This is a genomic window from Bradyrhizobium sp. BR 10261 (assembly GCF_019455395.1).
Lineage (GTDB): Bacteria > Pseudomonadota > Alphaproteobacteria > Rhizobiales > Xanthobacteraceae > Bradyrhizobium > Bradyrhizobium manausense.
On record NZ_JACOFQ010000042.1, the window covers coordinates 1 to 21,207 of the forward strand.

The 21,207-nt window shown below is 57.1% G+C and carries 16 protein-coding genes; 5 read left to right on the top strand and 11 right to left on the bottom strand.

All coding sequences use genetic code 11. The annotated features are described in order from the left end of the window. Positions 1–511 precede the first annotated feature (511 nt). Positions 512–814 carry a hypothetical protein gene (locus HYH07_RS36895; protein ID WP_409363931.1) on the bottom strand — a complete coding sequence of 101 codons (303 nt, stop codon included), beginning with the start codon at positions 812–814 and terminating at the stop codon, positions 512–514. 492 nt (positions 815–1,306) lie between these two features. Between HYH07_RS36895 and HYH07_RS32830 the strand changes: the two genes are divergently transcribed. Then, positions 1,307–1,666 (top strand): hypothetical protein, encoded by a 360-nt coding sequence (locus HYH07_RS32830; protein ID WP_220006347.1) that lies wholly within the window; start codon positions 1,307–1,309, stop codon positions 1,664–1,666. 992 nt (positions 1,667–2,658) lie between these two features. Continuing rightward, positions 2,659–2,958 carry a hypothetical protein gene (locus HYH07_RS32835; RefSeq protein WP_220006348.1) on the top strand — a complete coding sequence of 100 codons (300 nt, stop codon included), beginning with the start codon at positions 2,659–2,661 and terminating at the stop codon, positions 2,956–2,958. Positions 2,959–3,085: 127 nt separating this feature from the next. Here HYH07_RS32835 and HYH07_RS32840 read toward each other — a convergent pair whose 3' ends face one another. Then, on the bottom strand, positions 3,086–3,361 hold the full coding sequence (locus tag HYH07_RS32840; protein ID WP_220006349.1) for a helix-turn-helix transcriptional regulator: 276 nt from the start codon (positions 3,359–3,361) through the stop codon (positions 3,086–3,088). A gap of 428 nt (positions 3,362–3,789) precedes the next feature. On the opposite strand from HYH07_RS32840, the gene HYH07_RS32845 reads away from it, so the two are divergent. Next, positions 3,790–4,860 (top strand): serine hydrolase, encoded by a 1,071-nt coding sequence (locus HYH07_RS32845; protein ID WP_220006350.1) that lies wholly within the window; start codon positions 3,790–3,792, stop codon positions 4,858–4,860. 262 nt (positions 4,861–5,122) lie between these two features. Here the strand turns inward: HYH07_RS32845 and HYH07_RS32850 are convergent, their stop codons facing one another. The 8 genes from HYH07_RS32850 to HYH07_RS32885 all read right to left on the bottom strand — a co-directional run bounded on the left by HYH07_RS32850 (position 5,123) and on the right by HYH07_RS32885 (position 14,631). Next, positions 5,123–6,064: a sulfotransferase domain-containing protein gene (locus HYH07_RS32850; RefSeq protein WP_220006351.1), complete on the bottom strand. Its 942-nt coding sequence runs from the start codon at positions 6,062–6,064 to the stop codon at positions 5,123–5,125. Between the two features lie 52 nt (positions 6,065–6,116). Further along, positions 6,117–7,985: an adenylyl-sulfate kinase gene (gene cysC / locus HYH07_RS32855; protein ID WP_220006352.1), complete on the bottom strand. Its 1,869-nt coding sequence runs from the start codon at positions 7,983–7,985 to the stop codon at positions 6,117–6,119. After that, positions 7,985–8,881 (bottom strand): sulfate adenylyltransferase subunit CysD, encoded by an 897-nt coding sequence (gene cysD / locus HYH07_RS32860; protein WP_220006383.1) that lies wholly within the window; start codon positions 8,879–8,881, stop codon positions 7,985–7,987. Before cysD ends, cysC begins: the two co-directional genes overlap by 1 nt. Positions 8,882–8,883: 2 nt before the next feature. Then, a complete protein-coding gene (gene leuD / locus HYH07_RS32865; protein WP_220006353.1) occupies positions 8,884–9,561 on the bottom strand; it encodes a 3-isopropylmalate dehydratase small subunit in 678 nt (225 codons plus the stop codon). 3 nt (positions 9,562–9,564) lie between these two features. After that, a complete protein-coding gene (locus tag HYH07_RS32870; protein ID WP_220006354.1) occupies positions 9,565–10,986 on the bottom strand; it encodes a 3-isopropylmalate dehydratase large subunit in 1,422 nt (473 codons plus the stop codon). Positions 10,987–11,125: 139 nt separating this feature from the next. Next, complete coding sequence (locus tag HYH07_RS32875; RefSeq protein ID WP_220006355.1) at positions 11,126–11,425, bottom strand: chorismate mutase; 300 nt, start codon at positions 11,423–11,425, stop codon at positions 11,126–11,128. 72 nt (positions 11,426–11,497) lie between these two features. Beyond that, positions 11,498–13,555, bottom strand: a complete 2,058-nt coding sequence (pabB, locus tag HYH07_RS32880) for an aminodeoxychorismate synthase component I (RefSeq protein ID WP_220006356.1) — start codon at positions 13,553–13,555, stop codon at positions 11,498–11,500. A 206-nt stretch (positions 13,556–13,761) separates the two neighbouring features. Beyond that, on the bottom strand, positions 13,762–14,631 hold the full coding sequence (locus tag HYH07_RS32885) for a prephenate dehydrogenase dimerization domain-containing protein (RefSeq protein WP_220006357.1): 870 nt from the start codon (positions 14,629–14,631) through the stop codon (positions 13,762–13,764). Positions 14,632–14,970: 339 nt separating this feature from the next. On the opposite strand from HYH07_RS32885, the gene HYH07_RS32890 reads away from it, so the two are divergent. Both HYH07_RS32890 and HYH07_RS32895 read left to right on the top strand, forming a co-directional pair. Next, complete coding sequence (locus HYH07_RS32890) at positions 14,971–16,317, top strand: isopropylmalate/homocitrate/citramalate synthase (RefSeq protein ID WP_220006358.1); 1,347 nt, start codon at positions 14,971–14,973, stop codon at positions 16,315–16,317. Positions 16,318–16,336: 19 nt separating this feature from the next. Then, positions 16,337–17,173 carry an aspartate/glutamate racemase family protein gene (locus HYH07_RS32895; RefSeq protein WP_220006359.1) on the top strand — a complete coding sequence of 279 codons (837 nt, stop codon included), beginning with the start codon at positions 16,337–16,339 and terminating at the stop codon, positions 17,171–17,173. Between the two features lie 170 nt (positions 17,174–17,343). Here HYH07_RS32895 and HYH07_RS32900 read toward each other — a convergent pair whose 3' ends face one another. Beyond that, on the bottom strand, positions 17,344–20,748 hold the full coding sequence (locus tag HYH07_RS32900) for an amino acid adenylation domain-containing protein (RefSeq protein ID WP_220006360.1): 3,405 nt from the start codon (positions 20,746–20,748) through the stop codon (positions 17,344–17,346). Between the last annotated feature and the right edge of the window lie 459 nt (positions 20,749–21,207).

Here is a 21,207-nt window from a genome sequence, read left to right on the forward strand (position 1 = left end):
CGGTCGCATAGATGAAGAAGTCATAATATTCGAGAGCCGACCCGATCCAGCCGCTTGCAGCGGCCTTCCTTGACTGGCTCATGTCATGGATCGCGCGCGTCGTAGCCATTAGGTTATTTGCTCTCGCTCAGTTGTTTGGCGACGTCCCGCGGGCGGGCTTCGCTGACAATTGGACAGCAATCGCGCGCTCTCATATCCCGCGCGACACCCGGGAGAGGAGGGCCACGGCTTTCGCTCCGTCCGGGGCAAAGTCGGGCCGCCGGCGTCGAGAACCGCGGCCGCGCCGGGGTGAGGAGAGCTTCCGGCAAGGGCAGACTGCATTGCATCATGCCGATGCCGCCTCCGACTTGACGAGTGTGAAGTACATCATTTGCTCCAGAGGCCGCCATGCGATCGCGGTAACACAACTCTAAGTTACAAACTGGCAATGCGCTTGAACGTCTTGGGCCACGATTGATCAATGCATGCCTCGAAAGCTGATCCCGCACGATCGACCTACAAAAATCACATTTCACCGAATAGAATCCGGCCGCAATTTGCCGCACTCGCAAACGCGTGATCGACCAGAGTTCCCTGCACTCGTCGCCGCGACGGCCGCGCTGAAGGACCGAATCATGGCCGTCGGCAATGTACCCGCGGCGATGTCCCCCGAGGAGTTCCGGAAATCCTTGCCGAAGCGCTTGTTGAGCTGGTCGGCTTCCCGGTGCTGCTGCGCGATCTCCTCCTCCGACAGACCTCCGGCATAGTGCGCAGACTTGGAGTGGTCGGCGACCCCGAAATACACGAACCCGTGCTGGCGCGTCGCCTTGGCCATCGTCCCGAGGGTCTCGGTGCCGTCCGAGGCATCGGTGTGGCAGCGCAGGATTCCGCGCAGGTCCTTAGGGGATCAAAATCGCATGGCATCGCCTATCAGGTGTCAATTTCCGCAGCGCAGGAGCTCTCTTAGGCGTTCTCACGTTCCCTGAACTTTCTTACCTCGGTGGAGGAGAGAATTGCTATGATGCAGCATAAGGCCGTCATGTCATGCGATCGCTATACTTTGGCTTGAATGACCCGATCTTGAGCTCGACGATCAAGTGTTGGCCAGTCGGATTGACGATCTCAGAAGCCGCCGAATTCATGCGCAACTACGAAGGCGCCAGCTCAAACGTTTCTCATCGAGATGATGGGAGCTTCCGATGCTTTGAGTCGCATGACGCAGGTAGAAACGCGGACGTTCCCATCGTTATTGCGGCTAGGGTTCCAAAGACTGAAAATTTCCAAGAGGACAAACGCCGTGCACTTGAAATGATCGATATTCAGGTCGTTGAGCGGGATTTCCACTTTTGGGGCGGTAACGTGTCTACTGAAGCGGAATTCCAGCCCCTACGTCAGGCTGATCGCAAACCTATTGTGGCGCAACAATTCCTTTCATTGCCATGTTCTAGGGGGCGATGAATCGCTCAAGGACTCCAGCGTTCGCGACGGCTTTTTGAAATTGCTGCTCGACTACTCCGGCTGGGTCCAGCTAATTGTCACGAAAGAGAACGGCGCCAATTGCGTATGGCTGAATTTCCGCGATGCAGCGGCTGGCTGGGATGTCATCGAAGACCACAGTGAAGAACTTTCATTTCTGATCACTCCGATCATCGAACAGTATCAACCAGACTACTCCAACGAGCGATAAGACGTTGCTCGACAATTCGAACCGACGAATTGAACTGCAGAAAACGGGCTCTGCCCGCGAAGCGCTGCCGCATCCGCGCACCACCACCGGCTAGAGTAGCGACCCAGTCTACACGGAGCAAACGAGGCGGACGATCTAAGGTGTGCCAGCCGGGCGCGGATCAGCGGGCCTGCTGATCAACAAGGTGCCGCAGAGCGATAGCGACATAGCGACCAGACAAGCGTCAGGAGCATTCTCAACGTTCAGGCGAGAAGCGCCTTAAGAGAGCTGACAGTCAGAATCTTCCCATATAATCAACGATTTATTGCTGATTCCGTAGACTCAAAATTCAACTCACTTTTGATTCCGTAGACTCAGAATGTGGCTTCTAAAGACTCAGAATTGATAGCGCATGTGTACTGAAATCCTTGCCCTTTTCTCTTTCCCAGACTCAAATCGCATCGGACGGCACACTTTACTTGAACACGCAGTGACCCAGTAGCAGTCCGGCGAGGCACCAGTGTCACGAGCGTGCGGGTCAATTCCGTCCCATTGCCGCGAGCACACCATCTTCTGATGCTTAAGTATCGGAACCAACCACATACACTAACTGCGAGGATCCCAACCGCAGCCTCGCAACTGCGCAGCTCGCTCGAATTTCCACGTCCATACCGTGTCCTTTGACTTCCTTGTCTACTCTACATAGAAAGTGTAAGACATTACTAGCTTCGAAGAGTGGGAGAATTTGTTCGTGGATGAACTTGTCGACGAAAATGTCGGTCGCAGTCTCTCACTTAAGCGTTTAGGCCCGCCTTCAATCGAAATTCAACGCGCACCGTTTATCGAGCTTTCTCTGCATTCAGCTCACGGTAGGCTGAGCGTTGCAACTCGCAACGGCGCAGGCACCTTCGGCGCGTAGGACAATCCGAAATATCGAATCAACAACTTCGCGTATGGCGCCCAGATGCCATCGCGTGACCCGTTATGCCCGGCGCAATGGAGGAGGGAGCGTTATGTCTGAAGGTCGTCAGGCGCTTTCGGATTTGTTTTGTGACGAAGCCGGAAGTTACGTCCCCAGCGAGAGTCTCGGCGGTCCTATGGACCAGATATTGCTAAGGCTAAAGAGTATGCCCCGACAAGCGGCAACGCGACATATCGGCTGGCGCTTGGTGGCGGCTTTTGCTCATGATCGAACCAAGGACCTAGTTTTCTGGGCTCTCTTATGTGCCCGCTTTCAGGGATGGGAAGGCGATGCTGATGTGTTTGCCGAGATGAGAAAGATGTTGTCCCTCCCAACCGGCACCATCGAATAGGAGCGAGTGGCTTCCGATGGCAGAACGTGAGAAATTCGATCTAAGCAGCGGCACCACAATGCGAGGGCTACCACAGGACGTTTCTCAACGGCCCAGACGGCTCGCGCGCAGGTAAACGCCTCATAGATCAGCGCTTCTTATCACCGGAGCGCCGCTTCGCCCTTAGAAAGGTTGGGTGAAACTCAAGATCGAGCTTGGAGGCCATCACATCCAGAGTTTCGAGAGTGGGATTTCCCTCGCCGTTAAGTAGCTCATGAAGAAACTGCTTTGAGATGCCAAGTTTCTCTGCAAATGCTTGCTTCGTCAGCTCGGCGTCCAAACGGTGTTGCTCAAGAGTTTCTGCCAGTTCTTGAGCAGCTTTCCGTATCATCCGATTGTTTCTGTTCGGTACACGCTCGCTCATTGGTCATAGCCCCCATTCCGCTCTGCAATTCGTCAGTCAAAATCTGCGCGACCAAGGCGCCTGATGCCACACATGGCTGTCATATTCTATTCGAGAAACGGATTAGACATCGGGAAACACGGGCAATTTTTCTGGCGGCGTAATACCTAAATACCTCTATCAGGTATATTCAGAACCGGCAAATTCCAAGGCACATCAAGGTCATCCAATCGCCTGAGCATACCGGCGCCACCGCGTTTGCAGTTGCCATACGCCGCTCCGCTCTTCTTTGACCTGCTGCTCGCCCGCTGATTCCATTTCGACAAATCGTTTGGATGTTTAACCGACAGCCCGAGAAGACGACGCCATTGCCCCGGTCCGATCATCAACTATAGTAGACTATCAACAGGCCCGCCCGAATCACACGTTGGACTAATAGCGGTGAGTTCATGCATCATGGCAATCGAGAAGACCGCGGCATCGGGTCGCGCCAAAGACCTGCTGTCGAACGAGCACCGCTGAGTGCACTCAAAATTGTTCTGACCAAATTCGTCGTTGCCGGATTGGCCCTTGCAGTGCCGATACAAGTTGTTTGGGCCGCCTCAGCCTACGTCGCGGCTCCCGCCACCAGCGAACTCGTCGCCGAATACGTTCGGGCAAACAAGCCGACTGCAATCATTGCGGTCCAAGCCGATCAAACGATTGCAAACTGGGGTGAGATACACCGCAGAGTCAACCTGCGATCGATTCGAAAGAGTTTGCTCTCTGCCTTGTACGGCATTGCGATTTCGGAGCACAAGATCAATCTCACCCAAACGCTGGAACAACTCGGCATCGACGACGTATCGCCACATCTGACTGCGATCGAAAAAAAGGCAACTGTCCGCGATCTATTGATGGCCCGCTCCGGGATCTTCCACGCCGCGGCCTACGAAACAGGCGACATGCGCCGAAAACGACCGGCACTCGGAAGTCACGGTCCTGGCAGCTTCTGGTACTACAACAATTGGGATTTCAATGCCCTTGGAACCATCTACAGGGTAGCAACGGGCGAGGACATCTTTCAGAGCTTTAGCCAACGCATCGCGAAGCCGATTGGTATGGAGAACTTCTCCGCAAACGACGGTCGATACGTGCGTGAGGCATCCTCAATTCATCCCGCCTATGTCTTCAACATGAGCGCTCGCGATTTATCACTGTTTGGACTGCTGTTTCTGGATGGTGGTCGCTGGCACAAACTGCAGATCATTCCATCAGCATGGGTCAACGAATCCACGACGTCCTATTCACGGACCGATCGCGATGATCGCGGCTACGGATATCTTTGGTGGACGCTGCCTCCCGAAGACTGGGGTCCAAATGCCTTCATGGCCTCCGGCTACGGGGGGCAATTCTTGATAGTGGCCCCTTCCAAACGACTGATCGCGGCTCAAACCGTCGACCTTCAAGACAACCCTCGTGGTGTTCGAGCTGCCGAGTTTCTCAAACTCATCGAAAAAGTTGCAGCTGCCACGCCCTAAGTCGCAATCTGGAATGACTGCAAGCCCTGCGACTTACCCGCCCATGCAGCATCGGATACGGCGGCTTCAACACGGCGAGTCCAGGATCGTCGGCCTTAGGCGGCGAGAGACGCAAAAAGAGGGCTGAATATCTGCTCGTCGGAGTTCGCGAGACGGGCGCGAGCACCACACGCCATCTGGCTGCAAGCGGGCCTCGCCGAGCCTTGCTCATCGTCATGATCGCCGCGGCCCGCCTTGCTACTCCGGGTAGTTCCGGCGCGAGCTAGCCCTTCACATCGATGCCGGCACAACCATGAGCGAGCCAATGAGCACATTCCCGAGATAGCATGTTGTCAACATTAGCCGCGTAATGGGCCAAGTCATCGTCCCTAAAGACTCCCTCCCATCTCCGGTTATTGCCGCGAAAGAAAAATCTCTCGGCCCCGCCGTCAAACATATCGGTCAATCCAGACAGCAAGACCGCCCCGTCCCGACTCATTGCCTCAAAGCTTGCGGCGTCCACCAGGGACGGCCAGAGGGCTTCCGGGATTACGATATGCAGAAAGTCCGCTATCCGCCTCATTTCGCCGGCCAGGTTGGCCTTTAGATCGTTATAGTGGACCAGCAGGATATTGGGGCGCGACCTTTCGCTCCAGAAGGTGCGCACGAAATGAAGAAAAGAGACATAAGGCCATCCGTCGCGTTGCTTCTCCGATACTCCCCGTCCGACCCATTCGTGGAAGAAGTCCGCCGGATCGGTGGGCGCTCTCGGAAATGCAGCTCCAATTGTTGGATCTGCCAGCCCAATTGCATCCAACATCCCCAATGCTGCCTGGCTGAATCCCGTGCAATGATTGTGGTATGACATGCAGGCATCGCGCCCGTCCCGAGCGACATAGATGTAATTCACCTCATCGTAGACCGGCAATCCATCGAGCGGGAGATGACTCTTGAGTGACCGCCGGCCCTCTTGCCGCTCGATCGAGGCAATCATGGACTCGATCGACGAGAGAGACCGTCTGTCAATTCGGGGGGAATTCTCTGGTATCGCCGCAGGCATCGGTGATTTGGAAATCAGCAGCCTCACGATCTGCTGCATCCAAGTCGTTCCGCACTTCGGATATGTCGCAACTATGATGTCGCCATGGCGAGGCAAATATTTGTCCCAATGGCGACTGTCTGCAACCCAGGTTCGATACACGCATTGGGCCGGCCTGCTCAGCATGTGACACTCCGCTGTTCCGAAACGCGAAGCGGTACCATCCGGAGTACCGCCACTAACCTACAATTCGCCGTGCCTTCAACATTTCGATCACTTCCGTTGCGGCGTCGAAAGCCGACATCGTTCGCGTCGGAATCACGATCTCCGAATTTTCAGGCCGCTGATACGGCGACGAGACGCCAGTAAATTCCTGGAGATGGCCAGCCAGCGCCTTCTCGTAGAGGCCCTTCGTATCTCTCGCGATACAATCCTCGATTGGAGCATCGACAAACGCCTCCAGATACTCGCCAGGCTCCACTAACTCTCGCACGAACTGCCGCTCTGCAGAAAACGGCGAGATGAATGCGCACAAGACTATGATCCCGGCTTCAACGAACAGCCTCGCCACCTCTCCGACACGGCGGATATTCTCCACACGGTCGCCGCTCGTGAACCCGAGGTCCTTGTTGAGTCCGTTGCGCACATTGTCCCCGTCGAGCAGCATGGTATGCACGCCGATTTCGTTCAGCCGGCTCTCGACGAGATTTGCGATCGTCGACTTGCCTGAACCCGAGAGTCCGGTGAACCATACAATCGCACCCCTTTGGTGCTTGATCCTTGCTCGGGCCATCTTGTCGACGGAGAAGGAAACGCGCCGGACATTTGCGTCAAGCGCGGAGTGAATCATTCCGGCAGCAACCGTCTGGTTCGTCGATCTGTCAATCAGAATAAGGGATCCCGTCAGCCGGTTATCGCGATAACTATCGAAGGCGACGGGTGTGCTGCTCCACAAGCCAACGCTTCCGATCTCGTTGAGAGATAGTGTCTTCGCGTCGACTTTCTCCCGTTTGGCCATATCGAGCTTGTGGTGAATAGCAGTCACAGTTGCGAGGGTCGATTTCGTCCCAATGCGCATGAAATAAGAGCGGCCAAACAGTAGCGGCTCTTCGGCCATCCAAATCAAATCTGCGGCGAAGCGATCCGAAACGTATGGCGGCTCCATTTGCGAGGCGACCATATCGCCGCGCGCAACGTCGACGTCGTCCGAAAGCTGCAACGTCACTGCATCTCCGGCGTGCGCCGTCTCGCAAGCACCGTCCTGCGCAGATATCTGCGCGATTGTGGTCCGTTGCCCCGATGGGTGAATCACCACTGCGTCCCCCCGCCTCATCGTGCCGGACGTGAGTGTCCCTGCGAGGCGGCGCTGTTCTTGTCCGCAACGGTTGATCCACTGCACTGGGAAACGAAGCGGGTTGAATGACCTCCGACAGGCGGTATCAATTCTTTCAAGATACTCCGCTAAAGGCATTCCCTGGTACCAAGGAGTACGCTCCGATCGTGCCGTGACGTTATCGCCGTAACGTGCGGATATGGGAATCGACGCGATCGTCGCAAAGTCCAATTCGGCCGTGAACTCCCTCAGTGCAACGTCAATTCGGTCGTATGTTTGGCGGTCGAATCCAACCAGATCAATCTTGTTGACTGCCGCAACGATGTGGCGAATACCGAGCAAGGAACAGATCGTTGCGTGACGACGCGTTTGAGGCAGCAATCCCTTTCGAGCGTCGATCAGGAGCACGGCGAGTTCCGCGGTTGATGCCCCACTGGCCATATTGCGGGTATACTGTTCGTGCCCCGGTGTGTCGGCCACGATGAACGACCGCCTTCGAGTCTGGAAAAAACGGTAGGCTACATCAATCGTGATGCCCTGCTCCCGTTCCGCCTCCAATCCGTCGACAAGGAGCGAAAACTCGATCTCCTCATCAGCGGCACCGTATCTGACCGAATCTCGCTTCAGGTCAACGAGCTGATCATCCAGAATTAGCTTAGCATCGTATAGGAGGCGACCGATCAGCGTCGACTTTCCATCGTCAACGGAGCCGCAAGTCAGAAAGCGCAACTGGCTGCTTGCGCACGTCGCGAGAAACGAAAATTTCTGATTCACTAGAAGTAGCCCTCGCGCTTCTTTCTTTCCATCGAAGCGCACTCGTCAGTGTCAATGAGACGCCCTTGGCGCTCGGATGTGCGGCTCGAAACTATTTCCCGAATAATTTCCGCGGCTGAGGCGGCTTCACTTTCGATCGCGCCCGAGAGCGGGTAGCAACCAAGCGTCCGAAAGCGGACTTTGCGCATTTCCGGCAACTCACCGGCACGGAGCGGCAGCCGGTCATCATCAACCATGATGAGAGCCTCGCCCCGCTTCACAACCGGCCTGACTTTCGAAAAATAGAGCGGCACGACAGGGATATTTTCGGCCAGGATGTACTCCCAGACATCCAACTCCGTCCAATTTGACAGCGGGAAGACTCGAATCGATTCACCGCGACGAATACGGGTATTGTAAAGACTCCAAAATTCCGGCCTCTGATGCCTTGGATCCCAGGAATGATTGGAGCTACGGAAGGAAAAGACGCGCTCCTTCGCGCGACTCCTTTCTTCATCACGGCGGGCACCACCAAATGCGGCATCGAAGGCATGGAGATCGAGCGCCTGACGCAGGCTTTCGGTCTTCATGACTTGTGTGTACATGACTGAGCCCGACATGATCGGATCCACGCCCCGCTCAATTCCATTGCGGTTGACGTGGACGATAAGCTTCACTCCAAGCCGTTCCGCGGTGTCGTCGCGGAACGCAATCATTTCGCGAAACTTCCACGTCGTATCTATGTGCAGGAGCGGAAACGGCAATTTGCCAGGATGGCACGCCTTGAGCGCGAGATGTAACATCACGCTCGAGTCCTTTCCTATGGAGTAGAGCATCACCGGATTTTTGAACTCGGCGATTACCTCACGCACGATTGCGATCGATTCGGATTCGAGAGCGCGCAATTTCGGCGACATCGTCATGAACGTGCCAGGTCCGTATTGTCGTTCAATGCGTCGCCACGGGCCCTTCGTGATAGATAGGCCCATGGCCGCTTCGCAGCATCGAGCTCCCGGAACCTCCCGATTTCCGCCTCGAAAGACAGCGTGACTTCGACTTCGTCCAGCCCATGAAGCAACATGCGACGAAATAGTTCTGGCGTGTCGAAGGTGAGTGCGATCCCCTCAGGTCCTATGATCTTTTGGGCCGCGAGGTCGACGCTGACGTTTTCCGTGCCCCCGGACTCGATCACTTGCGCCGCCAGCCTGGCAATTTGCTCCTCTGCGAGCACAACTGGCAGTATCCCGTGCCGAAAGCAGTTGCCGTAAAAGATTTCGCCAAAGCTCGGCGCAATAATTGATCGAAAGCCGAACCCTCGTAACGCCTTGACTGCCCATTCTCGCGAGGATCCGCAGCCGAAGTTTCGTCCCGCGAGCAGGATCACAGCCTTGCTCCAGGGTGCCTTGTTCAGAATATAGTTTGGATTCGGACTTCCGTCCTGCCGATAGCGGTGCTGCGCAAATAGTGTCTGCGCCCATCTATCGTAACCATCATCCACGGACCGCAGCAGTTCAGTTCCCGGGCTTATCTGATCCGTGTCGATGTCGCACTCCAGGAATGGTACAGCTGCGCCGCGAATAGCCACAAATCGTTCCACGCCTCAGACTCCAGTCATCAGTTCCTGCGGATTGATGATACGCCCAGCCACCGCGGCAGCAGCAGCGCTGGCCGGGCTGGCAAGATGCGTCCGCGTTCGCGGGCCTTGCCTTCCCGCAAAGTTCCGATTTGTGGTGCTTATGACGCGCAGATTCGACAGCCGATCATTTCCCATGTGCCCGCAGAGGCCACACCCGGATTCATGCCACTCGAACCCCGCATTCTTGAATATCTCATCAAGTCCCTCCCGCTCGGCTTCCAACTTCACAGCGCTCGAACCGGGAATACATATCCCCGTGACTCCCGGTGCAATTTTCCTGTCTTTCAGCACCGTGGCGGCGATGCGAAGATCCGATAGGCGCGCATTGGTGCACGAACCGATGTAGGAAACATCGATACGAACGTCCTGCATTCTTGTGCCGGGCGTAAGCTCCATATAGGTCAGCGCCCTCAGCATCTCCTGCCTGACCGCGAGGTCATCGTGATCCGAGGGATTTGGCACCACCCCGTCAATTGGCAAGACGTGCTGAGGACTGATGCCCCAAGTGACCTGTGGTCCTATCTCGCGACAATTGATTGTCTCTTCGCGGTCAAACCTCGCCTCGTCCGCTGTACACAGACCCCGCCAGTGGTCGACGGCTCGATCCCACGCATGGCCGGCGGGCGAATACTCGCGTCCGGCGAGGTATTGGAACGTCGTGTCATCAGGCGCGACGAAGCCATGTTTTGCAGATAGCTCGACGGCCATATTGCAAAGGGTGAGCCTTGCCTCGACGGGGAGAGAGCGAACAACGGATCCAGAAAATTCTACCGCATGACCGGCCCCGCAGTTCACCCCAAAACGTCCGATGAGATAGAGAATGAGGTCCTTCGCGGATACAGCTCGCGTGAGCTCTCCCTCAAACGAAATCCGCATCGTCTTCGGCTTTCGTTGGATCAGTGTCTGGGTCGCGAGAACGTGCTCTCCCTCAGTCGATCCGATACCCCACCCAAGCGCACCCACGCCGCCGACGGTGCATGTATGGCTATCGCCGCAAACGAGCGTCGAGCCGGGCAACGCAATGCCAAGCTCCGGTGAAATGACGTGGACAATCCCCTGCCGAGGATCTCCCACCCCAAAAAACTCAAATCCGTACCTCTCGGAACCTTCCCGCGCCTCCGCAATGAGTTTTGCTCCCAACTCAGACGGCGACTGCATCGCCCCACGGTCTGGTACGGTATCGATGAGATGGTCGATGGCGGTGAAGATCAACTCAGGCTGCGCGGGCCTTCGGCCCGACGCGACGAGCTTTCGTATTGAGGCAGCTCCGGTCAATTCATGAAGGAATAGACGGTCGATCTGCAGGAGATCCATCTCGCGCGAGATGCTCGCAATCACGTGCTCCGCCCATACTTTGTCAAAAAACGTCGTCTTCGCTCGCTCCATGTTTCCCTCAATCGCCCAACCGCGCCGCCTCACCACGTCCACAAGTCAATGAGTCTCTCCGCACTCGCCAGCGCCAGCCACGACTTTGTCGCGATCAGCGCTTTCTGTACCTCGGATCCAATTCATATCCGGCAGGGACTCAGGTCGGCCGCGCGCCAATCTCCTCCTCCACACGACACGCTTCTTCGACTAGAACCTCCCAGATCTTCCGAACGACCTCACCCCTAAGTCCTAGTGCAGCTCCCTGCGCCGCGCGCGAATCCAGCACGATCTGCACCCGATCGGGTTGCATTACGGGTGCTCCGAGCCTCTTCTTGAGCTCTCCAACCTGCCGAACAACCTCTGCTCGGCTTGCCAGTAGGCGCACCACGTCTTGATCGATGCGGTCTATCCGATCCCGAAGATCCAGTAGCCCGCAGGTCGTCGCCTCCTCTTCCACGGTCCATCTCCCTCCTTGGCTGGAACGTCGGCATCGGAACTCGCTCATGGCTTCAACGCTTGCAGCAGAGCATTACCCGGCCGCTCGCAAGGCGGGTACCGACCTGGTGAGCGCATTCAACAGGGCTTTTGCCTTGAGCCGCGTCTCGTCGAGCTCCTCCAACGGATCTGAAAGAGCCGTAATGGCGCCTCCAATCCCGATCGACAGAGAGTTCTCCCGAAGCACGATCGTCCGAATGACAATGTTCAGGTCCGCCGCTCCGTTGATGGAGAGATAGCCGATCGCGCCGGAGTAGATACCTCGTGGAGCGTTCTCCAATGCGTCGATGATCTCCATCGTTCTGATTTTTGGCGCCCCCGTCATCGATCCTCCGGGGAACATCGCTCGCAGCACGTCGATCGTATTTGCGCCTTGTTTGAGCTTCCCCTGAACTGTGCTGACGAGCTGGTGAACTGTCGCATAGCTTTCGATGGAGAACAGCGACGGAACGTTGACGCTGCCGATTTCGCAAACCCTTCCTAGATCATTTCGTATCAGATCAACGATCATGAGATTCTCGGCTCTCTCCTTCTCGCTTCCACGGAGGCTCTCGCGGAGCTGAAGGTCCTCGGCCGCAGACACGCCGCGTCTGATTGTTCCCTTGATTGGTTTCGATTGAACCATGCCGTCGCTCGAGCAGCGGATGAACCTCTCGGGAGACGAGCACAGTACGCTCGTGTCGCCGAAGCGCAGAAACGCGCTAAACGGAGCCGGATTGATAGATCGCAACGCCAGATAGGTGGTCAAATCATCTAACTGCGATGCTGGAGCAGTGATCTGATTTGTCAGACAGATTTCGTACGACTCGCCATCTCGTATCGCCTCTTTGCACCTCTCGATCAGGAAGCGGTATTCCTCATCCTCGCTTCGCAACACAAACGAACCGACAGCGCCTTCACGCTCCTGGTTCGTATGCACCTCGAACCCTTCACCCAACTCAGCCAATCGGCACTCGACCGATTCAACCCATTGGGCCGCTCTCTCTGCTTCAGTCTCATAATCGCAGCATACCAGCCAAATATTCCTCTCCTGATGATCAAAGCAAATGACACGGTCTGCAAAAATTTGCTGCACATCCGGACTCTCGCTTTTGTGCACCCTGGCGCCGGACGTCTCGGCCTTCAACTCATAACCGAAATAGCCAACGAATCCCGGCGTGAATTCAAACGGCAGGTCGCTGACGGGCGCAATCCTCAAGTCTCGCAGGCGCTTGTCGAGGTAGGTTAAGACGCTACATGCCTCCTCGATCGACTGGTCCCCACGCCTAATCACGAGCTTTGACGTGGAAACGTCGTAACAGACCGTTTCGGAAAGCGGCCCGCACGAATCCCCCATGAAGGAGAAACGAGACATGCCTTCCGTCACCAAGCTGCTATCAAGCCAGAAGCTGGGATTTGCCGTGCCGAACAGCGCGTTAAATACCCTATCCGGCGCAAGCCAGCGTTCGATCTTCTTGGCAAAGACACGGACGGTCTTCTCCGCATCGCGCACACCGCTTCTGCCGACGCTTTTAGTCGACACACCGGACAGCGAAAGGAAGTTCGAAAGCAGTGCTTCCCCGTGCTCGGTGCAAATCGACTCCGGATGAAATTGAACCCCCCACATCGGACGCTCTGAATGCCTCAGCGCCATCAGGAGTCCATCTTCTGACCAGGCCGATGCAAGCAGGGGCTCCGGCAATCGATCGGCAAGCAGCGAATGATATCGAACGACGCTAAACGGAGAGGGTATTCCGCGAAACAGCTCCGAACCGTCGTGACGAACCAGGCTCGTGCGGCCATGCATTGGTTCTGGCGCATGCCGGACATCACCGCCAAACACATGGCAAATCCCCTGGTGCCCCAGACACACGCCCAAGAGGGGCCAGCGACCATCCAGAATCGCATCGCGGGATATGCCGAAATCGTCGCCCCGGTCTGGACGCCCGGGCCCAGGCGAAATGACAATGTTTCCAAAATCCAATCGCGATATGTGCGCCCAATCCGCCTCATCGTTGTTGACGACAAGCGGCTCAATACCGCTCAGCTCCGCAATCATTTGATAGAGATTGAATGTAAAGCTGTCGTAATTGTTGATGAGCAACGTGCGCACTTCAGAACGCTCCAATGGGAAAGCTCTCACGCCAAAAGCCGCCGTTGCGACAAGGCGAACTGCGCCGCGCCGACTCTCGTCGAAACGCTCATGCGCGGCGCCTCGCTTCGATCACGCCACCCTCGACTGAGATCAAACATACGCCTCTCGAGCGGAGAGTCAACGATAGACGACCGGTAAGAACGGATTTGTCCATTCACCGGCCGTCACGCATCCATGCTTCGAAACATCGTCGCGCATCTTTCTGCCAGATGGGCCGCACAAGGAAGAAGGTTTTCGGAGGCTTTCGAAAGAAGCGCCAGGAACCTGTCGCGATCATCGGCCTGTATCGCTTCATCGATCACCGTTGCAGCCTCCAAGAACGCCTGACGCACCTCCTTGGAGAATTGATTCTCCCGCTGGATGCTCCAGTATGTATCAGCATGCCCACAAAGAATTCGTGCGGCCAACATCTTCACCACGAGGCTTGGCGGCGTATCGATGGCCACTTGAACGTCGCGGGTGGGCTTCGAGAGCGCGAGGGCAACGCTCAACACGGAGAAATGAACCAACGCCTGAATTTCTGCGGCCAACCGGTCGTGCTCATGACTCTCCAATTCGCAGACCTGCGCTCCCGAACCGCGGAGGAATTTTGCGAACAGATCTCCCCGGGCGCCACCTCTCCGATTTACGAGAACGATCGTTCGTCCGGCAAGCCCTAGATCCGGAGCGAACAGCGGATTTATCGAAACAAATTCGAAGAGTTCCTGTGGTTGGACCACGACAGCCGGATCCGACATCACCGACTGAATTGTTACGAGAAGGCATTCGGGCCCTATCGATGCACAAATCCTCGAAAATGCTCGTCGCAGGACCTGATCGGGGAGGCAGAGAATGACGAGGTCGGCAGCGGCCAATGCCTCCGACAGGAAACTGTCCGGGCGTTCGGCGTCTCCGATTGAACAACCCGGCGCTTCGACGACATCGAAGGCGGCGAGCTCTGCACATACGTTGGAGAGCAGCCCTCGAAATAACCGGCCGAAGCCTCCGTTAGCCCCCACTATGACTGCTCGAGCGGCGACGGACGATTGCTCCATGAGGCTTCAACTCCATGACACTTCAACTCCATGACACGTCCTGTCCCGCGGGTCGGAGAGACCCACTCGTCTCCGCGTCCCGCCTCTTTCGACGTAGATTGACGTTTCGTCGTTCACGACAGAACACGCAATCTGCAGCAAAAGGGTCTTTCATCCGCGCCCAATGGTGGTAATCTATAGACGACGATCTCGTTGCTCAAGGCTTTGCTCAAGGCCCTTCGGCAACGTGTCGTGCTTGGAATGGGCAGGTGTGAGGTTCAGGAGGGGAATGGCCCGCTGCTTGCCCGGACAAGCCGGCAGGATTATCACGCCATGCGCAGGTCGTAACTGGAGCATCCGATGCCCGATTTGATAAGAGAAGCCGCTCGGTCCGGAGTCGTGGTCTTTCACGAGGAAGTCGCCAGAGACGGCTCCCAGGGCAAGACTCTCATGCTTGGCCAACATCGCGTTTCGCTCGCCAAGCGGCATAGTTCGATTTTAGGAGCTAATGCGTCCAGACAACTCGTGTTCAATGCCGGATTTCCGAGTTGCGGGACGGAAGAGTTCGAGGCGGTACGGCAAGTGATGTCCGAAGTCGATTGCTGCTATGTCGGAGCATCGGGCCGAGCAACAAGAGACGAGGCACACCTGCTTCTTCGCGCCGTTGAGGGGGCCCGATTTGGACGGGTTTCCGTGGCCGTCCCGACGTCAGTGGCGATGTGCGCGACAATGCTGCATAAGCCGCCGCCGGCATGCATCGACGACGCCGTCGCAATCGTCAAGATTCTGATGGACGCCGGCACGGCCTCATGCGTCGATTTTGCGCTGGTCGATGCGACCCGATCGGATGTCGGGTTTGTCGCGGACGCCGCTTCAAGGCTGACGGAGGCCGGAGCATCCATGATCATCATTTGCGATACCGTGGGAGCGCTCTTCCCGGCCGAAAGCAGGCGACTATTTTCTCAATTGGTGGCCCGCGCGTCGGCTGAAGTGACCTTTGTTGTCCACATGCATAACGATCTCGGCTTTGGACTGGCCAATACGCTCGAGGCGCTTAGCTGCGGGATACGCGGAGTGACCGGTTCCTGGTTATCTTTGGGCGAGCGGGCCGGCATGCCGGCGACTGAACAGTTGTTGTTCGCGCTGGGGCACGAACCTGAACGTTTGCCTGAACGAATGGGCATCAAGGCCGACATTTGGATTGAACGGCCGAACTTGAGAGCCATCGTCCCGGTTGCCCGCTACGTTAGCCAGGTGACGGGACGAGAGATCCTCGTAACGGATCCGATCGTCGGCACTGGCGTCAACTCGATTTCTACAGGTACTCCATTTGTCAATCCGACACTTTTTCAACCCTACGACCCGCTGAGTATTCTCGGCATCGGGCCTACGATCCTCCTGACTCCGCTCGCAAGCAGGAGAATAGTCGTTGCGGTTGCTAGTCGTCTTGGATGCCGTTTAAGCTCCGCAGACGTCGACCGCGCCTTGTCATGGGTGAAGTCGGAGTCTTTCGACCGAGGCGTCGGCGTTATCGATGAGGCTGATTTCGCGCAGTTCCTGGAGGAGCTGGGATATCCCGCCAGCTCTTGTGCCTCCGTCCAGGGCCCTGCTCTCTTGTCCGCCGCAGTTGGCAATCGAACGGACCATGTTGAGCGAACGGGAGACCGACCATCATCGGCCAACATGGCCCATCGGCATGTCAAATGAGCCGTCCGCGGCGCGGAACGTGGGACAGGCGAAGCACGCGGCGAAGTCATTTTGGGGCAGCAACATGCTGATGGCGCTTGCTGCCAGATGGGCTCTGGACAAAGGTGGAAGAATGATCGGCGTTCTCGGCGGGATGGGCCCCGTTGCAACCGTAGATTTTCTCAACAAGATGCTGGCCGCCACGCCGGCTCGGACCGACCAGGAGCATGTCCCCTTTGTAACGTATTCTGACCCAGCGGTGCCGGATCGTAGCACTGCAATACGCGATGGGCGCGCACCGTCTCCTCTCCCTCGAATGGTGAATGGTGTTCGTGCCTTAGAGAAGGCTGGCGCCGATCTGATCGCGATTCCATGCAATACGGCGCATTATTGGTACGACCAGCTGACCGAGGCGACCAGTATCCCCGTACTCGACATGGTCGCGCTAGCGAGCAAGACGATTGCGGCAGACCTTGCCGATGGCGCAGAGGTCGGCATCCTCGCGACCCGGGGCACGCTTGCAGCGCGCCTGTATCAGAAGAAGCTCGAGCAACTTGGGCTTCATCCGCTCGAGCCGGCGCCGGACCGGCTTTGCGCGATCGATAAGGTCGTGTCTGCGGTGAAGGCAAACCAGGCCAAGAGCGCAGCATCTACTTTGAAGACGATTGCAGCGGAGCTGAGAGAACGAGGCGCCCACGCGATAGCTCTCGGGTGCACAGAGCTGCCCGTTTGTTGGCACTTCGTCGCGGCTGAGATTTCCGACTTCGGGATACCGATCATCGACCCGACTACGATCCTGGCAGAAGAATGCGTACGTCTGGAGCTCGCTATTCGGCGACGACGATATTCCGCCGCCCAGGATATGACTGCGGTCTAAACCGGCAGCTGGCGAACGCCTGTGGCCGGCCGTTCGGCCTTGGAGACCTATGCAGACCGTCCCCTCGGGAGACCTTTTGCACCGTTGCGATCGAGCATTACGGGCCAAGAGAACTCAATATGGCTGCCAGCTCCGATGCATTGGCCGCGACACCCGCAGCCTCGCTGAACTCACGGGAGATTTCCGCCTTCTGCAGATTCGATAATTAGGTCTATCATGGTCTCCAGCGGGTAGTTCTTTCGCCCCGTCAGCACAGCTACAATGTTCAACCTGGGTATCAAGATTGCGAGCTGGCGATGATTGCCGTTGGCAATATAGACCTGCTTGTGAGGCAGACACCAAAAGAAGTTTCTATAGGCCCGCCCACGATAAACCTCGCCTGATGCCTCCACCAATTGTCGCGTCCAGGCCATCGGCAACAGCCGTTTGTCCTTCCAAACGCCTCCACGGAGATAAAGGTATCCAATCTTGGCCAAATCTTCCGGGAGCAACGACAGCCCCCAGCCACCTATCGTGATCCCCTGGGGATCGCTGGCCCATTCAAAATCGACAATATTCAAATGATCGAACAGGTTCTTCTGAACAAATCTCGCCATGTCTACACCCGCGATTTTGGTGACAATCGCGGAGAGCAAATGCGCATTCGCGCTGCAGTAGTTGAAATATGTCCCGGGCCGATGCGACATTGGCTGCTCAGCAATGAACTCAACCCAATGGGCACCTTGCTTCATTCGATGCGATGTTTCGATGTCTTCGTCATGGGGCCCCAGAGGCTCGGTCCAATCAATCCCGGATCTCATATTCAACAGATGCTGGATTGTGATGTCCCGAAAGCTGTCGCGTCTTTGGAAGCAGTCAGGCAGAAATTCAACAACGCGCCGATTCACGTCACTTAGTAACCCTTTCTCGAGGGCTATAGCAATCGCAGTCGCAGTTACCGCCTTGGTGGCGGAGTTCAGGGCATGTTTGATGCCGGCGCGGAACGGGCTGACGTAAACGTTCTCGACAACAAATCCGTTTCTCGCGATCAACACGCTATCGATCTGGTTCGCGATGCCGAAGTCCACCAATTTCTTGATGGCTTCTGATTTCAGTCCTTGGCTCTCCGGACTCGTGACCTGCCATCCTGTGATTGGCCAGGGAATTGATTGTCCCTGGAGCTCGGATTGTCCTGCATTTGGCACTTTGGTGCCGGTCGTTCCCGCGGAGGGGCCTGCAAGAAGAGCTGTATATTGATCGCCAATCTCTGCAGCTGCCACACCAATCGATCGCTCACCAAGGCTTTCGCTGGGGAGTTGCAGGATATGATCCTGCGGTGCCAAGCGCCACAACCGCAATCTGCCGGGCGTCTCGTCGTGAGCCTCTACTGCACTTTGGCGACGGCCGCCCGTTATGCTCCGGGTTTGCCGCGGCTCTGAGGGATGCGAACCTGTCCAGTGCTCGACTGTCAATTCTTCCGACATGGCCGGCTTCCATGTCAGCTCGTGGTTCCTGGAAAAATAGTGTCTTACCGCTGACTTCAACGACCCGAGCATCAGGTCTCCAACGAGGCGAATAGTGTAGTAATCGCCCTTAGCATGCCGATCTCCACTCCTACGAACATGTGCCTCCTGTCGCGTCGGCAAAAATATCAACGCCTTTCTCGAGGGATCACGGGCCACCGCCTGATCAACAACGCCCGCCAGCCGGGAAATACTTGGGTTTTCGAACAGCGTCCTCAGGGGTAAATTGAGATGGAATGTCCGATTTACCCATGTCATCAGATGCATCGCGTTGAGGGAATGCCCACCTTGGTCAAACAGGCTCGCTTCCACGTCTACGCATTCGATCTGCAAAACATCCGACCAGATCACGGAGAGTGCCTCCTCGATCGGCGTTTGTGCACTCCGCGCAACCGCAGACGAGAACTTTGGCGCGGGTAGAGCCCGCCGGTCGAGCTTGCCATTTGGCGTCAAGGGCAGCGCGTCAATCACCACAATCGCGGCAGGTATCATGTGGTCTGGCAGCAGGTCGCCCAAATAGCGGCGCAACGTCGACGCTTCTGCGCTTTTATGTGCGGATGAGACGACATAGCCAATCAACTGCTTGTCGCCGGGCCGATCCTCACGGGCATCGACCACGGCCTGGTCAACCGCCGGGTGACGCACCAGCGCCGCCTCGATCTCGCCCGGCTCGATACGGAAACCGCGGACCTTGACCTGCTGGTCGCTGCGGCCGAGAAATTCCAGCTCTCCGTCCGTGCGCCAACGAGCGAGGTCACCCGTCTTGTAAAGTCGCTTCCCGACACCAAACGGATCTGGCACGAACCGCTCCGCCGTCAGATCGGGACGGCCAAAATAACCCAGCGCGATGTAAGGACTCCTCACCGCGATTTCACCCGTGTCGGCGGCCGGACGACCTGCCGGATCCAGCAGAACGATCTCGGCACCGCCAACCGGCCGCCCGATGGGAGCGCGCATCCCCTCGAATTTGGTTTCCACCTTCATCACATATTGCGATGCAATGGTTGCTTCGGTGGGACCAAAGCCGTTGATGACGCGACAGTGCTCGGCAGAACGAGCGCGCGCCAATTCGACGTCTCGCGCCGACACTTCCTCACCACCGAAAACGACGAAGCGCAACGCGTCAGGCACCTCGCGGGTCGAGCTGGCCATGGCGGCACGAAACAACGTCGGTGTCGAGTGCCATACCGTTGCGCCGGAGGTATGAAGCCAATCGCACAACCCTGCCGCGCCCCGCTTCTTCACATCATAGAGGCAAAGGCACGCTCCATTCAGGAGAGCGCCAAAGATGTCCATCACGGCGGCATCGAAGCCAAACCAAGGCAGCAGCGTCAGCCGATCATGATGGCTCAGTTCAAGTGCCCCCGCATACACGTCCGAGAAGTGCAGGACGTTGCGATCGCACTGCAGAACACCTTTTGGCACGCCCGTCGTGCCCGAAGTGCAAAGAATATAGGAGAGAGAGCCCAGATGTCGTTTTGGTGCATCGGCAAGCCGTTCCTGCTCGGATCGACGAGATATCAGGATGAGTTCGCAGCGACCGGAATTCTGCTGGAGGAGTTCATTCGCGTCCGGGTCAGCCAGAACAGCCGATGCCGCACTCAGGTCGAGTATCGCCTCTATCCTGGTCGGCGGATCACCGGGATTCAGCGGCACATAGAACTTACCAGCCTTGAGAATACCGAGCAAACCAGCCAGCGTAGACGCATCGTGCCCAGCGAGAAGCCCGACGGGCTCGGCATGGTGCTTGCGCACCCGGAGAAGCCTCGCGGCGATGTCGTTCGCCCACCCGTCGAGTTCGCTGTAAGTCAGGACTAACTCGCCATCCTGCACTGCAGGCCGTTCCCGGTGGATTTCGACCTGCTTCTCAAAGCGCGCAACCAACGACCGAGCCGCCGACATCGCAGGCTCTGCCATGAAGCGAGCGCCACCGACGCCGTCCGAGACCACCCGCTCTCGTTTATCGTTAGATACAGCCCCGGAGTCCGGCATCACGATTCCCTGCAGGTGCTCGTTCTTGGCGTTGCCGCTACGATTACCGACGCCTCGCGCTTTGGATGCAAGGCAGCCCACCGCTCACATTCACAAGGCCGGAGAAGAGCCGTTCGCACAGCCTTCCGAGGAATGTTCACGAGCGGACATCGATCTCCCCGTAGCAATACGCCATGTCCAATGGGTCGTCTATAGATTACTACCTCGGGGAGCAGAGCAAAATGCCTTCTAAAGATCGATATGATCGTTCATTGTCATCGGTTGACCCCGGCCAACCTCCTCCAGGCGACGCCTGGCAACGAGCTCCGTCGCGATAAGGCCAGCATCGCCCTGCTGGACCGGCGTTCGGTAGTCGGGGCCGACCGGCTCGCGTCCGCATGCGGCGCAGGATGTTGGAGCTCGCGTGGGATCAGATCTCGTGCTTCGAGGGCGAGCGCGCCTGCCTCGGGGTAGCGGAAGCGAGCTGCCGAAACGCCCTGTGAGGCGCGCCGATCGTTCAAATGCGTCCGTTGCGATTAATCCGCGGACGGCGGCTAGCGC

What these genes read in the sequence shown, in the direction of transcription:
- HYH07_RS36895 (WP_409363931.1), bottom strand. Translation starts at nt 814, where the DNA reads ATGGCCAAGGCGACGCGCCAGCACGGGTTCGTGTATTTCGGGGTCGCC.
- HYH07_RS32835 (WP_220006348.1), top strand. Translation starts at nt 2,659, where the DNA reads ATGTCTGAAGGTCGTCAGGCGCTTTCGGATTTGTTTTGTGACGAAGCC.
- HYH07_RS32840 (WP_220006349.1), bottom strand. Translation starts at nt 3,361, where the DNA reads ATGAGCGAGCGTGTACCGAACAGAAACAATCGGATGATACGGAAAGCT.
- HYH07_RS32845 (WP_220006350.1), top strand. Translation starts at nt 3,790, where the DNA reads ATGCATCATGGCAATCGAGAAGACCGCGGCATCGGGTCGCGCCAAAGA.
- HYH07_RS32850 (WP_220006351.1), bottom strand. Translation starts at nt 6,064, where the DNA reads ATGCTGAGCAGGCCGGCCCAATGCGTGTATCGAACCTGGGTTGCAGAC.
- cysD (WP_220006383.1), bottom strand. Translation starts at nt 8,881, where the DNA reads ATGTCGCCGAAATTGCGCGCTCTCGAATCCGAATCGATCGCAATCGTG.
- HYH07_RS32870 (WP_220006354.1), bottom strand. Translation starts at nt 10,986, where the DNA reads ATGGAGCGAGCGAAGACGACGTTTTTTGACAAAGTATGGGCGGAGCAC.
- HYH07_RS32885 (WP_220006357.1), bottom strand. Translation starts at nt 14,631, where the DNA reads ATGGAGCAATCGTCCGTCGCCGCTCGAGCAGTCATAGTGGGGGCTAAC.
- HYH07_RS32890 (WP_220006358.1), top strand. Translation starts at nt 14,971, where the DNA reads ATGCCCGATTTGATAAGAGAAGCCGCTCGGTCCGGAGTCGTGGTCTTT.